At 22.7% G+C, this 15,030-nt stretch carries 11 protein-coding genes, 1 tRNA gene and 1 rRNA gene; 1 reads left to right on the forward strand and 12 read right to left on the reverse strand.

The genetic code is table 4. The annotated features are described in order from the left end of the window. Positions 1-108 precede the first annotated feature (108 nt). Positions 109-182, forward strand: a tRNA-Gly gene (locus tag ACXX84_RS03520). 41 nt (positions 183-223) lie between these two features. Here the strand turns inward: ACXX84_RS03520 and ACXX84_RS03525 are convergent. The 12 genes from ACXX84_RS03525 to ACXX84_RS03580 all read right to left on the reverse strand — a co-directional run bounded on the left by ACXX84_RS03525 (position 224) and on the right by ACXX84_RS03580 (position 14,760). Beyond that, entirely contained in the window at positions 224-466 is a 243-nt protein-coding gene (locus tag ACXX84_RS03525) for a Smr/MutS family protein (protein ID WP_436358666.1), read from the reverse strand. After that, entirely contained in the window at positions 467-1,285 is an 819-nt protein-coding gene (gene mutM, locus ACXX84_RS03530) for a DNA-formamidopyrimidine glycosylase (RefSeq protein ID WP_436358667.1), read from the reverse strand. It lies immediately after the preceding gene. A gap of 88 nt (positions 1,286-1,373) precedes the next feature. Continuing rightward, positions 1,374-2,885 (reverse strand): APC family permease, encoded by a 1,512-nt coding sequence (locus ACXX84_RS03535; protein ID WP_458560386.1) that lies wholly within the window; start codon positions 2,883-2,885, stop codon positions 1,374-1,376. Positions 2,886-3,142: 257 nt separating this feature from the next. Beyond that, positions 3,143-3,988, reverse strand: coding sequence for a DNA-binding protein WhiA (gene whiA / locus ACXX84_RS03540; RefSeq protein WP_436358669.1), 846 nt, complete (start codon positions 3,986-3,988; stop codon positions 3,143-3,145). A gap of 35 nt (positions 3,989-4,023) precedes the next feature. Continuing rightward, positions 4,024-4,129 (reverse strand): 5S ribosomal RNA (gene rrf / locus ACXX84_RS03545). A gap of 66 nt (positions 4,130-4,195) precedes the next feature. Beyond that, entirely contained in the window at positions 4,196-7,060 is a 2,865-nt protein-coding gene (locus tag ACXX84_RS03550) for an SGNH/GDSL hydrolase family protein (RefSeq protein WP_436358670.1), read from the reverse strand. 103 nt (positions 7,061-7,163) lie between these two features. After that, entirely contained in the window at positions 7,164-8,690 is a 1,527-nt protein-coding gene (locus ACXX84_RS03555) for a GIY-YIG nuclease family protein (RefSeq protein ID WP_436358671.1), read from the reverse strand. A gap of 9 nt (positions 8,691-8,699) precedes the next feature. Continuing rightward, a complete protein-coding gene (locus ACXX84_RS03560) occupies positions 8,700-9,356 on the reverse strand; it encodes a chromate transporter (protein ID WP_436358672.1) in 657 nt (218 codons plus the stop codon). Then, positions 9,356-9,925: a chromate transporter gene (locus tag ACXX84_RS03565; protein WP_436358673.1), complete on the reverse strand. Its 570-nt coding sequence runs from the start codon at positions 9,923-9,925 to the stop codon at positions 9,356-9,358. The genes ACXX84_RS03560 and ACXX84_RS03565 overlap by 1 nt, the downstream gene beginning before the upstream one ends. Positions 9,926-10,049: 124 nt before the next feature. Continuing rightward, entirely contained in the window at positions 10,050-12,113 is a 2,064-nt protein-coding gene (rnr, locus tag ACXX84_RS03570) for a ribonuclease R (protein ID WP_458572913.1), read from the reverse strand. 2 nt (positions 12,114-12,115) lie between these two features. Beyond that, positions 12,116-12,346, reverse strand: a complete 231-nt coding sequence (secG, locus tag ACXX84_RS03575; protein ID WP_458572914.1) for a preprotein translocase subunit SecG — start codon at positions 12,344-12,346, stop codon at positions 12,116-12,118. Positions 12,347-12,564: 218 nt separating this feature from the next. Further along, positions 12,565-14,760 (reverse strand): DUF262 domain-containing protein, encoded by a 2,196-nt coding sequence (locus ACXX84_RS03580; RefSeq protein ID WP_458572915.1) that lies wholly within the window; start codon positions 14,758-14,760, stop codon positions 12,565-12,567. Positions 14,761-15,030 lie beyond the last annotated feature (270 nt).

Below are 15,030 nucleotides of genomic sequence, written 5' to 3' on the forward strand. Positions count from 1 at the left end.
TGACATTTTATATTGGGAATGGGGGGTGACATTTTATTTCTGTTTTAATAAATTTCTATAAAAATTCTTGATTTTTACAAAAAATAGTTTATAATAATAAAGTATCTCGCGAGTGTAGTTTAATGGCAGAACTTCAGCCTTCCAAGCTGACTATGAGGGTTCGATTCCCTTCACTCGCTCCAATCATTAATTTGACCAAAAAAGCAAGCTTTATAGCTTGCTTTTAAAATTCTTTTTTGAACACTGAAAAGTTTATTTCACCTTCTGTAAAAAAGAGATTTTCTCTTTCAAGAAAACTTCTAACAAAAACTTTTAATGTTCCTGTACCTCTTCCTACAATTATATTTAAACTGTCATATTGATTTGAATTATTAAATTCAAAAATGGCATTTGATAATACTATTTCTGCTTCTGATGTAGTTAATCCGTGCAAATCAATTGTTTTTTCATAACTTCAATTATTCATTTATTTTTGACATTCCTTACAGTAATAGGTTCCTCTACCATTTACTTTTATTTTTAAAATTTCATTTTGACAGATAGGGCAAGGTAATCCTTTTTTAGTGTGAACTTGTAAAAAGTTTTGGAAAGAACCTTTTTTCTTGTTTAATGATGTGTAAGAATTTATACTACTTCCGCCTAATTCAGTGGAGCGATCTAAAATATCTGTAGCTACTTCTAAAATTTCTTTAGCTTGTTTTTTGGAAATTAAATTACTAGGAGTTTCTGGATGAATTTTAGTTGCAAATAGTACTTCATCTACATAAATATTTCCTAATCCTAAAACAAGAGTTTGATCTAATAAAGAAGTTTTAACTGCTTTTTTTCTAGATTTTAATTTATTAAAAAATTCTTCTAGATTTGTTTGTGCAGGTATTTTAGCTAATTTAGCAAGTGGATTTGTTGTTAAATAGTTTTTCTTTGTTCTTAAGTGGAAAGTTCCAAATGTTCTTGTATCATTGTAGTGTAAATTACTATTATCACTAAATTCAAAAAGAACATAATCATGTTTTAATCTTATTTTGGCTGGTTCAAAATAATTATATTTTCCTTCCATTCTCAAATGACTTAAAATGATATTGTCATTAGTTAAATGAAATACAAGGAATTTTCCTTCATTAGTTACTTCTAAAATTGTTTGCCCAATCAATGCTTCTTTAAACTTTTCTACGGAAATTTCCTTTATAAATGAATCTCTAAAAATATGAATATTCTCAATTTTTTTATTTTGAACATATTTATTTAATTCTTGTCTTACGACTCTAACTTCTGGTAATTCTGGCATAATATAAAAATTTTACACTTTTATTATAAATATTTCAAAAATATTATAAAAATGACTAAATATAAGAAAAAAATCGGTTTGTAACCGATTAATTTTCTGCTTCATATTCTTGTAATTTTAACTTCATTTCTTCTAAAATATTTCTTTTGAAAACTTTTTTCTCTAAGAAAATATTTAAATATAAAGAACCAATACAGAATCCTAAAAATAAGAAATAAACTAAAACAGGAACTCATTTATATATTAAATTTCCATTGTCTCTAAATAAACCTCATGAAGATTTAAAATCAGGGTTAAATAAATCTGAAAAAATTGTATATAAATAAACTACTTCTACAAAAGCAATACCTACAACAGAAATTACAGAAAATGTATAAAATAAATAACTATTTAATTTCTTAGTTTCTGTAATTTTATTTCTTTTTATTAAATATGAACCAATTACAAATCCATATATACCAAAAAAGAAAACTGTAGGATAATTTGTTGCTCCATCTATTCAACTATCCATTTTTAAAACCACTGAAGGTACTAAAATCAAGATAGCTCAAAAAGTTAAAATGATTGCATTGTATATTAATTCTGTTTTTTTAGCACCTATTTTTCTTTTTAGTGCATATGAACCAAAAAATAAATTTAAATCAATTGCACTATATGTTTCACTAATAAATGCTAATGTTATTCCGTTTATTACTCCAAAAGTTGATATTAAAATAAAGAACACTACAGATGGAATAATATATTTAGATACAGTTTTTGGTAATGTATCTGCTAAAACTGTTCAAACAATACCGCTATTATGTAAAATGGATGACACAGCAATTAAAGTATATAAAATAACTATAAGAGTCATTCCAAATAAAATTACAAAAGGTAAATTTTTAGATGCATTTTTCATTTTGTTTCTTACAGAACCGGCAACTAAAAAAGCATCATAAGAAAAGAGAACTGCAGGAATTGCGACAATCATTCCTTTTAATCCAAAAGGTGCTTTCCCTTCAAAATCTAAAAACGCATTTACTCCACCTTCTGAATTATGGGTGTCAAAAAATGCAATTCCCACAACAACAGCAACTATTAAAGGAATAAATTTTGTAAATGTTACTACTGTTTGTATTATTCCGCTTGTTCTAATAGATAAATGATTTAAAGCTAAAAATAGAACAGAGAATAATAAACCTACTACAACAATTACTCAAAATGGAATTTTACCAAACTCCAAACTTGTTATTCCTGATAAGAAAAAGAAAAATATTTCTGATCCAAAAATACCTAAAACACTAGTTAATAACCCATAATAAAAAAGTGAATATAAAAATGATACTCCATACCCTGCTTTTACACCATAAATTTTATAAGCTCAACTAGATAAACCTGTTAATTTAGTTTTTCTGAAACTTCCTATTTCAGAAAAACTAAGAGCTGCACCAAGTGAAATAACTCCACCAATAATTCAACTCAATAATCAAGCTAATCCATTATTTCCGGTTGCTTTAGCTACTGATGCGTTTTTGAAGAATATTCCTATTCCCACAACAGAACCAATAAGCAACATCAATGAAACAAATAAGCCAATTTTTCTTACTGATTTTTCTTGCATAAAATCTCCTTATTATTTTTTATTATATAAAAGAGAAAAACTCCTACTTTTTTAAAAGTAAGAGTTTGTTTTATTCATTATTTTTAAAATAATTTTATTCTCTTACTTAAAAAAGGTATGAAAAAAAGCAATTGCATAAATTTCAATTGAGTTATTTCAGAACATAATAATTGAACTTGATTTGCTCATTTTCATACCCTTCCTAAGTTTATATAACAAATTTATTATATATTATTTTTGACTTTTTTATAAAAATATTATTTTGCTTTATATTTAGACACGATTTGAGCTAATTTTATCGATCAATGATTTAAGCCACCTTTAGTTTTTATTATATTATGCTCTTCTTTTAAAATTTCCACTATTTCATTTAAATGTAAATACGGGAATTTTACTCTTATTTCAAAAAAAATCACTTGATCATCAGTGAGTTGATCTACCAAATTATTTTCTTTTAAAAATAAATAATTTTTTATATCTCTTTGAGAAGCATTTACAAGTCTTTGTTGATTATGAAAGTCTAAATTAGCAAGTCTATTTGCGTTATTTTCAATATCTCTTTCATTTTTCAAATTGAAAAATTTTAAAAAACTAGTGTTTGCTCTAATTGCACTTAAAAAGTCCAAAATATTATTTACTTTCTTTTCATAAATAAAAAATTTATTTTTTCTTTTTTTAGAAATAAAATTAAATTCATAGTTATTTAATTTTTCAATCATTAAATTACCTATTTTCTCTTCAAAATAACTTATTTCAAGATGATAAGAAGTAGAATCTATGCCAGAAATAGTACCACCACCCAAAAATGTTCCTGCAAAAAAGAAAGCTGGTTCATTAATAACTAATTCTAAATCAATATCTTTTTTTAAAATGATTATTCAGTTTTTATTTTTAATTGAACGATAAAATTTAATCTTAAATTTATCTAATTTTTCCTTTATTTTCATAGAAATATCTGCTCTATTAATTTTTATAACAACTTCTAAATCATTATTATTAAATTGACAATTTGTAAAGATTAAACCTTTTAAGAAGCTTTTAAATTGCTTTTCTTTCATCTTGTTTTCAATTAATTCCATTTTTATTTCATGAGTAAATGACATAAAACCTCCTTTATATCTATAAAAAAGCAAAAAAAAAGCAGCAACTCCCTATTTTCCCATCTCTGGTATCTTCGGCGTAAAAGGTCTTAACTACTGAGTTCGGAATGGTATCAGGTGATCCCCTTTGCTATGGTCGCTTGTATATATATTACCACAATTTTAAAAATAGTCAATAATTTTTTTATTTTTTTTACTTGTATAAGCAAACTATTTGTTTAAATCTGGTTTTCCTTGTTTAATAAATTTAAATAGATTTTCTCTTCATTTAATATTGTGCTTGTTAGCTTCAGTATTATAATAAATCATTTTCATTAAATCGTTGTTATGAATTGATTTTGCTGAATCACCAAAAAATGATGAATATCTATTGCCAAATATTGAAGTTATTAATGATTGTTGCTCTTTTGATTTTCCTGCTAAGGAATTATATATGCTTTTTTCTATATTGAATGGTGAAAAAGAATAGTAAATAATACCGCGGACAGAACTTTCTCTTGCATAAGTTTCATATGCATATCATAAAATTAATCCTGAAAATCTATATAGAAATTTTCTATATGGATTGTCCAATTCATTAACATTTGGATGAGTCTTTTTAAACTCTTTATATTTTTCAAATGCTTTTGTTGAAATTAAAGTAATTTTTGAAACTAAAGAATCACCGCTTAATTTAGTAATATCACTTATACTTAAACTTGTTCTTTTTTTTGTGTCAGGATCATTATTTATATTATTTAAATAATAAAAGAATAGATTCTTTTCTTTTGTTAAGTTTTCGGTGTTGCTAAATGGAGAATTTTCTATTATTACATTGAAAAAGTTAACAAAATTTTCTATTGAAATATCGCCAGTTTCTATTAATTTAAAAAAATCTGCTAATTTAGTTAAATCACCAGTTAGTGAATTGAAATCCAAAATACTAATTACTTTTTCAAAAGAAAAGTTATTAAAACTCAACTCTCCTTTAACAAAAGAATCTATTAATTTATCAATATTTTGTAAAACTAAATCAATTTTATCGACAGAACCTATTAAATCAGTTATAAAAGGTAAAATATTTTCCTTGTTTTCTTGAGGATTTTCTAAATTTAGTTTTTGTTCTATAGTATTAGATATAACATTTAAAATGGTTTCATTGTTTTTTAAGGATTTAATAAAATTTATTAAATTGGTTTTGAATTCTTCTTTATGGTTTTCTAAATAAACTACAAATAAAGAATTAAAATCATTAATTGAATCATAATGATTTTCATTTATAATAAAATCATTTAATATATCTGAAATTACTTTAATAAAGGATTTTTCCTTTGTTAAAGTTAAAATTGTTGCTTTATTTTCTTTTAAATTTACTAAGTTTAACTTGTCCAGATTTTCTAAAATAAAGGTTGTTGCAAAATTAGTTAATGCAGTTAATTTATTCTTATTTTTTATAGCAAAATCAGATTTTAAAAATTGTTTTAAAATTCTTAAAATAAATTTTTGATCTTTAAATATTGTTTTTAATTCTTCTAATAACAATTTAGAAGTTATTATTTGTGTACCTTCTATGCCATTTAAATCTAAATCATTTTCATCAAAATATTTTTGTAGTTTTAAAATTACAACATCTATAAAATCGGTTCTTAAAAACTCTTCCATTAATTTAAATATAAATGTTTTATTTTCTTCTGTTTTTTCATTAAAAAGTTCTACAATTTCATCATTTATTCCGTATTTTTCCTTTATTTTAGAAATAAACGAATTTATTATTTGATTAGTTAAATGGTGATTTGCATTAATTCAATTTAAGACTATTCTTTTCATTGAAAAGAGTTTGCTTTTTTCTTTATTTAATTCTGTTTGATAATTTGATTTTTCTAAAATCTCATCATTAAATAGTTTGGAATTTGAAATTATTTTAACTATCTCTTCGTTATTTTTTGAAAAATCAAAAATTTTATGAAAAGCATTTTTATCTTTATCTATATAGTTTTCATCTCAATTCTTAACTAAACTATAGTTTTTATCTATGTCATTTAGAGATAATTTTAAAATAATATCTTGAGCCATTTTTTTATATCCTAATTCTGTTGGATGAATATCAAAAATAGATTTTGCTCATTTATCATTATTAGATTTTCAATCATCTTCATCAAAAGTTTCAATATAATTAATTTTAGTTTCAATTGCTACTTTTTTAGAGACTGCATTAATGGAATCTAAAATTTGGTTACTTAAATTAACTTTTTCCTGTGCTATTGAACTAAAAAAATGATCAATTATATTTAATAGTCTCAATAAAGGCATTGGATAACCAACAAGTACAATTTCTGTTTTACTGTTTATTTCCTTTATTTTAGAGACTAATTTATTTAAATTTACATAATTTTCTTTAGAAATTCTTTCTAAATCTTGTTTTAAATTAAAAATTGCTTCTTTTTGAGTTTCTTTATTAAATAACTTTTCTAAGTTATTAAAATTTAAAGAACCAAATAAATCATTAGCCCCTAAACTTATTGTTATAAGATTAGATTCCTTTATTTTATTTTTTAAATTTTCTAAATTTTCTTTTTGAAAATCACCAAAAGCCTCTTTTATTCTATGTCTAAATGGATTTAGAGAGTCATCATCTCAAGATAAAAGAAATTGAAAATAACCTTTTTCTGCTTTAAGATTATAGTTTGCATTAGGTGCATCTAGTAAATATAATCAATCTACTATTCTTGTACCTGATAAAGCATAGTTATTAAACTGGTGTATTGCATTTGGTTTTAATTTGTTTATATAATTTGCTAAAAAAGCAGGAAAACTTAATCCTTCAATTTGATTATTTTTTAAATCTCCTGCAATTTCAAAACCGTATTCACTATTGAAACCGGCACTAATGGAATCTCCAATAGCTAAATAATTAATATTGTCTTTTAATAAATCTTTTTGATCATTATTAGTAATCTTAGTTTTTTGTGAGTTATTACTATTATCAGATTTATTTAAGTTTTGTTGAACATATAAAACGCTCGGTATTGTTATAACTGCTACAGATAATGTCAACCCTGCAGAAGCTCCTAATATGATTTTTGTTTTCTTTTTCATATTACCTCCTTGAGTTGCAAAAATAATACCATAAGAAAAAAATAAAATTAAAAAAATAAAGAAAATGTATAAAAATCTTATACATTTTTATCTATAAATAGCTTTAATTGAATTTTTTTAACTTTATTGCGTTTCTGTAATTTTTTGCAGTTTTGTCTACTTTTTCCTGTATTTTAGAAAGAAAAAGAAATAAGTGTTCACTTACATTTATTTGATTATCTTTATAATCTACTAAGTATTTTGTTCTATGATGTTCATCTTTTTTAAGACCAAAAACTTGTATAGATAAAGAGTTTTTAAATAGAATTTTATCTATTGCTGAAATTTGATTTTGGAAACCATCAACTAAAATTAAATCTAGTTCTAAATGAGAAAATTTTTCTAAATATTTTTGAAAACCTTGTTTCATAAAATCGACATCAGAGTTTGATTTACTATTTTTATGAACATAGAAAAAGTTTAGATCTTCAATGTTTTCAGTCTTATTATAATAAAGAATAGAAGTGACTGGAACTTTATCTAATTCAAAAGAATTATCAATAATAATAAAATTTTCTAATTTTTGTAATTGTAATTTCTCTTTTAATTCTAAAATAATAAAATCTTGATTTTGATTTTTAATTTCATCGATTTTAGATATTCTATTTTTATTGTGAGATTCTGCATTTTCACAAGCTAATTTAAATTGTCCTTTTTTTGCTATTTGGATTTTTTTATCCAAATTAATTAAATTAAAATCTATATTTGAAAAATTAGCACCTAAAACTATTTTTTTAGGAATTATATTTTCTTTATAATACTCATTAATAAAATTTGCTATAAAAAGGTTTTTATCTGTATTTTTGTCAAATTTATCATCTATAATGCTTAACAAAGATCCTGCACGATAAATAAAAATTGTAGTAAAAAAGAATTTTTCAGTTTCTTGAATATCAAAAATATCAACATCGTATTCGATATTTAATTCTATAGTCTGTTTCTCATTAAGATTTTTCTCTAATTTATCTATAAATTTTTTAATTTCTAAAGCTAATTCTAACTTTACATCATCAAACTTATAAATTTCATATTTCTCTTTTAATTCCTTTATAAAAAAGGACATTTTGTTTGATAATAACTTTTTTATTTGAAAAAAAGTAGAGTTTAGAGATTCTTCATTTCATTGATCTTCTTTTATTTTAAGTCCATCTTTATATAAAAACATTTTTTCAATTAGATTTTGAATTTCTCTAAAACCGTAACTAGGTGGAAGTGGTCCAAAGTGATATAAATTCTTTCCTTCTTTAAAGTTATTTTCTCTTAAAATAGAGATTTTTTTATCTTTTTTAACTACTAAATAAGGATATTTTTTATTATTTTTTAAAAGAATATTATATTTTGGTTTTTTTTCATTAATTAATCTGGTTTCTAAAATTAAAGAATCTTTTTCGCTATTAGTTTCAATGATTTCAAAATCCCTGATTTCTTCTACCATTTTATAAGTATAACGAGAATTGATGCTACCTTTAAAGTATTGCATCATTCTGTTTCTCAAATTCTTAGCTTTACCTATATATATGATTTCATTTTTTTCATTTTTTCAAAAATAAACTCCAGGTTTAGTTGTAACTTTTTTTACTTTTGTTAACACTTTTCTCCTTTACAATCAAGGTTCAAAAACAATAAATGCAGTTATTATAGAAATTAAAATTAATAAAAATACGGGTTTTTTCTTTATATTTCACACTATAGAAATAATTATAAAAAATATAGAATAAATTATTAATGCTATAAACCTTCATCCACTAAAAAACGAACTTTTTTCTGTTGATTTTACACCAAAATATCTTAAATTAGTATCATTAAAATAAATATTTGGAAATGTAATGCTTATAAATAATTGAATAGCAAGAGCAAATAAAATTCCTGCTAAAACTGGATTTAAATATTTTATAACTTTAGATAAATATTTATTTTTTTCTGTATTTTTTATTAATTTTACAGATAAAATCATTAAAAATATAGAAGGAAGACAAAAAATTAAATATGTAAAAAAACTTATTATTCATCCTCATCATTGTCCGTTTGAAACTAAAATACCAGTAAATGCTGCAAATTTGGTAGAAACTACACCGGGAGTAGAATTAGAAATGGTTATAACTGTATCAATTTGATCTTTTGTAATTTCTAGATTGAATGTATTTGATAAAAAATTTCAAAAATTTTCAAAAATAGGTATGAAAACTTGACCACCACCAAAAACAATTAAACCTATTATTAGTACTCCTAAAAAACAAGCTAAAATAGCTAAAATCATTATTTTTTCCCCTTTTTAACTCTAATAAATTCAACTATAAATACTATAAAAATAACTAATACTAAAGGAATTGCTGGTATATTAAAAGGACTTGGAGCAAACAAACAAAATGATAATGTTAGTATAAAAAGTGGAATTCAAATTGGTAAGCTTAATGTTTTAAAACTTGTTTTTAAATATCTATAAGCAAATGCTATTATTGTTCCAATTAATACAGGAATAACTGCTGCATTAATTACATATAAGTATTTATTAGGTAAAAATGTTGTTAAAAAATAAAGAAGCATTGCCATAATAACGTGTGGCATTATTGCTAAAAGTGTAACTATCATTCCTTTTATTTTACCTAGTTTTACTATGGAAATATAAGATAACATTTCTATAACCGCTGGCCCAGGAATTAAATTAACAGCAACAATTCCATCATTAAATTCTTTTTCAGTTATTCATCCATATTGATCAACTGCATATTTTTTTATTATTGGCATTAGTGCATTTCCGCCACCAAAACCAATAAAAGTACATTTAATAATAAATAAAAAAACTTTTCAAAATTCCTTACTTTTCATAACATAAATTTTACATTTTTTTAAATCTCTGCTATATTTTTTTTAAAAAAAATACTTTTATAAAGGATTTATAGGTATAAAAGGATTTTTTACAAAAATTTCAAAATAAAAGCATAGTATAAAACTATGCTAAAATTGCGTTTATTTTTCCTTCAAATTTAGAAACAGATTCTATTTTTATATTTACAAAATCACCAACTTTATATGTTATTTTTTGATTAGATAAAAATAACTCATTTTCATCAACTTCAAATCCTTCCCCAGGTAAAGCGGAAACGTGAACTAATGCACTTGCTCCAGTTTCTAATTCAACAAAAAAACCAAATTTTTTAACTGAAACTATTTGTGCTTTAAATTCTTTATTATTGATTTTGTCTTCATAAAATTCTGCCATTTTTATTCCAAGAACTTCTCTTTCTAAAGAAATAGCGCTTTGTTCACTTAAAGAATTTTTTAAAGAAATTTCTTGTAATTCATTTTTGTATGCTTCGATTTTTTCTGTATTTTTTAAAAATACTAGTTCTCTAAGTAATCTATGAACTATCAAATCTGGGTATCTACGAATAGGACTTGTGAAGTGTGTATAATATTCTGAAGCAAGTCCGAAATGACCAACATTTTTTTCTGAATAAATTGCTTTTTGCATAGTTCTTAATAAATTAATTTTTATAAAGTTATCAAAATTAATTTTTTTAATTTTTTCCATTGCTTTGGCAAATTCCTTCGGTTCTTCTGTTAAAGGAATAGTTACATTTATATTTAATAGTTTTAAAACATGGTTAAAAGCATTTATTTTTTCAACATCTGGTGCTGGATGGATTCTATAAATAAAAGGAAAATTCTTTTTAGTCATAAATTCTGCAACATTTTCGTTAGCTCTTACCATGAAATCTTCTATCATGTTTTCACTTTCATTTCTTTCTCTAACTACTATATCAACAGTTTTTCCATTTTTATCTAAAACTACTTTTGATTCTTCGAATTCAAAATCTATAAATCCTTGTTTTACCTTATATTTTCGAATAATTTCTGTTAAATTTTTAGCATTAGTTAATAACTCAGAAATGTTTTTATCAAATTCTTTGTTTTTATTATAAAAATCATTAACTTCTTTGTATGTTAGTCTTTTGTAAGAGTTAATTATGGATGGATAAAATTTCATTCATACATTATTTCCTTTGGAATCAATTTCACATTCCATTGTAATAGTGAATCTATCAACATTAGGATTTAAAGAACAAATACCGTTAGAAAGTTCAAAAGGCAACATTGGAATAACTCTGTCTGCTAAATAAATAGATGTTCCTCTTTTTCTTGCTTCTAAATCTATTGTTTCATTTTCTTTAACATAATAACTTACATCAGCTATATGAACTCCTAAAATATAGTTTCCATTTTCAAGTTTTTTTACACTAATAGCATCATCAAAATCTTTAGTATCATCACCATCAATTGTCACTATTATTTCTTTTCTTAAATCAATTCTGTCACTTATATCTTCATTATCAATTGTTTGTGGTAAAAATTTAGCAGCTAATAAAACATCTTCAGGAAAAATATGTGGTAGTTCGCTTTTTTCTATACTTAACTCAATATCTTGAAAAGGTTTATTTAAATCACCATAGTTTTTAATCAAGTCAATAACTAAATTATTACCTTGTATATCTACTATTTTTACTTTTACTAAATCATTTTCACTAAAAGCGTATTTATTTTTTCATCTAAATCTTGCTTTTAAACGTGGATCTAAAGAAATAAAATCAAAAAAGGAACCATTTTTTTTAATGTAACCATAGTGAAAACTTTTTGATCTTTCAACCACTTTGTTAATTGCACATCATATTTCCCCATCTTTTTCTTCAAAACATGTTGCTTCAACCAAATCCTTGTCCAAAGAGTTGCAAGTATAAACTTTTGGAACAAAGAAATCTTCGGTTTCTGAAACTTTTATAAAGCCAAAACCTTTTGAATTTAAAGAAAATTCTCCTACAATTTTTTTAAATTCATGTTTATAAGAGTATTTTTGATCCTTACAAAACAAATGATTATTTTGCACTGATTTATTTAAAAAAATAGAAAATTCCTTATTTAATTTTCTATCTATTTGCATTTTTTTTACTAATTCTAAAAAAGTTAAAGATTTATTTGTTACTAATGATTGTATTGCTTTTAAATTAAATGTTTTCATTTTTAAAACAACCTAATGACTAAAGAAACTAAAAATAAAACAAAACCCATTGAAAACATTGTTCATTTTAGTACTTTTTTAAGTCCTCTTTCTTTTGAAACTTTAAATAAATCTAAATCTGAAGAACCAACAAGTGCTCCTGAAAAACCATTAGAGTTAGGAGACATTAAAAGAGAAACTATCATTATAACTAATGAAATTATTACTAAAATTACTGTTAATGCTATTTTCATATTTCTCCTTTTCTTTTAATTTATTATAAATTATAAACAATTTATGTTATAAAACTATTAAAAAGTTTAAAAAACTATTTTTAATTAAGAAGAATTTATGAATTTCTCTATTAAAAGCAACTGTTACAAAAATTTTTTTGTTTTTTAGTTAATATTTTTTTGTTACTTTATTAGTATTTATTAAATATTAAAAGGATTAAATCAAATATTCGCTATTTCTATTCATAAAACAATATAGAAATGTAAGCTTCAATGATTTCTTTTGTTCTTTTTTCTCTTTGATTTAATAATTCTAAAAATTCATCTTTACTTGAAATTTTATCAATGTCTAAATTATCTAATTTTGAAATTTGAATTTTATTATTAGTTCATTTTATAGAATTTGATGTTTTCATTTGTTCAAAATCAAGTAGATAAAAATCTGTATTTTGAAAACCTTCAATAGTTTTGTTTTCAATGTTGCTTTCTTTATAGTTTTTCGTTGTTTTATTACTAAATTTAGAGTTATCTTTTCCTAACAATAAAAACCCATTACCAATTAAATTAGTTATTCTCTCTATTTGTTCTCTGTTTATTCCTAATTCAAGTAAGTTTTTCAATGTACTTTGATCTAATTTTTGTGGAAAATTATGTTCATATGTATAAGGAATAAAATCGATACTTTGATATTTTTCTTCTTGTGATTTAAAACCTGTAAAACTCTTTGGAGTTTTTGAATTTTGTAAGCTGTAAATAACTTTTGCAATAATGTTTTTGTATAGTTTGTTATCGCTTTTACTATTTTGTTTTTCATATAAATATTTTCATAATTCATTGATTTTTTCAACAAGTGATAATTTTGTTAAATCAACTATTATTCTTTCTAAAAGTTCATAAAGTTTTGATTCATTTATTAAATTAAAATCTGAATTTAATAAATCATTTTTACAAATTAATTTTATGGAACTAGAAAGCGATTGTCCAGCAAATCTTATTTCTCATAAAGCTGAAAATTTTTCTATTTCAGCTAAATATTTACTAAAAATAACCATTTTTTCTGTATTTTCTTCATTTTCAAATAATTGCAAGTTATATGCTAATGATCAAATTAATTGAGTAAAAATAGTTTTAGAACCAGAATTAGAAATATTATTAATTTGAAAATTAACTTGTTTGTAGTCATAAATTTTTTGCTCATACTCTGTTAAAATGGCATTAAAATTATTTAAATATTTATTATTTTCTTTAATTTCACTATCACTTAATAAAGTAGAGAATTTATTAAAATGTCCAGTAGAACAATATTCAAATTCAATTATATCTTTTCATAGTAATTCCAATTTATCTTCAAATTCAAAATTACTATTATAATATTCAAATAAATTTTCAAATTTATTATAACAATTTGCTATTTCGTCATAAAATTTTTTGTTTGTTCTTTCCAATTCTTCAAATAATCTATATTTTATAAAAACTGCATCTAAAAAATTTGAAATTTTTTTGAGATCTTCATTTCAAACGTTTTTCTGTTTTCGTCTAAAATAAATATTAACAGTTAAATTATATAATTTTATCTTATTCTCTTTTTCATCACGATATATATCAAAAACTTTATTTCTTAGTAAATCAAGCACTCCTAATTTTTTGCTATATTGATTTAAATTTTGAAAAATTTTAGTTACAAAATCATCATCCATAACTTTTATATATGTAGTAATTAAGAATGTTTTATTTAAAATATAATCAATGAAATCTAAAAGAAAATCCTCGTCTTTTTTATCAAATTTCTTAACAATAAGGTTTATTATTTCAAAAGAGTTTTCGTAAAATCTATCCTTTTGTAATTGAGCATCTTTTTTTATAGAATTAAAAATATTTTGCAGACTTAAATAATTACTATCATCTTTTGCAAACTCAGTAATCATTTCTTTTATTTTAGGAATTAAGTGTATTAATTTTTCTTGAGCATTTTCAAAAAATTTATTTTTAGAAAATTTATATAATAAAATAATAATTATTATTAAAGACACCATTCTTTGTTGACCATCTACAATAGAGTTTGTTGTTGCATTTTGAACAATAATTATATTATTTAGAAAACTGAAATCATTTTTTCTTTGCTTAGTATTAATAAAATCATTATAAATAGATTCAAAAAGTCCAATTATAATATTAGAATCTCAAGAATAAGTTCTTTGATATAAAGGTAAAATATATTTTAATTCTTGCGAAGTAAAAATATCTTTAACACTTGTTTTAATGACTTCAAATTCACTTTTGGTTGAATAATTAGAAATTTTTTTAATTGCTTCATCTAAAGAGTTGTCTTCATATCTTACAATATTTTTTTCATAATTATCTATAACTTCATATAAAATAGATAAATAATCTTCTATCCCCGTTATGTTTTTTATGTCAGAAATTATTTTTTCCATATCATCATTATCGATTTCTTTATATAAAAATTCTAATACAAAGTCTTCATAAAATCGTTTTTCATTACCAACTTTTACTAAAGTGTTAAATATGCCTTTAAGTCTATCGTTAAATAATGTTTCATCTGAAACTACTAAAACATTTCATCAAAATTTTGTTTCAATAGAAGAATTCGAAATTTCCTTTTCTTCCTTAATGTCTCTTAATTTATCTATATGTAATTACAGATATAAAATGTCACTTTTTATAAATATGTGTTAATTTAATGA

The organism is Mycoplasma sp. AC157 (assembly GCF_054343415.1).